Source organism: Pseudoalteromonas sp. P1-13-1a (assembly GCF_001401875.1).
GTDB lineage: Bacteria > Pseudomonadota > Gammaproteobacteria > Enterobacterales > Alteromonadaceae > Pseudoalteromonas.
This window is the reverse complement of the sequence record NZ_LKDV01000134.1, coordinates 1-255: the sequence shown is the minus strand read 5'-3', so window position 1 is coordinate 255 and position 255 is coordinate 1. Positions and strand designations below refer to the sequence as shown.

General features: G+C 53.3%; 1 protein-coding gene. It reads left to right on the top strand.

Features of this window, described 5'->3' with window-relative positions; translation table 11 throughout:
* A partial coding sequence (locus tag AN391_RS20130; protein WP_200910110.1) for an Ig-like domain-containing protein occupies positions 1–255 on the top strand: 255 nt, incomplete at both ends.

The following is a 255-nucleotide window of genomic DNA, read 5'->3' as shown; positions in this document are numbered from 1 at the left end:
CCAACCATTAGTGGTACCACCAATGCACCTGCAGGCACGGTGATTAGTATCAGCGTAAGTGATGGGGTGACAACAGAAACCTTCAGCGCCACAGTGCAAGCGGATGGCAGTTGGTCAGCGGATGTACCAAATGCGCTGGCTGATGGTGAGCTGACCATTGAAGCGAGCGTGAGCGATAACGCCGGTAATACCACCACGGTTAGTGAAACCGCAACACTGAACACCACCGCGCCAAGCATTAGCATTAATGCCTTG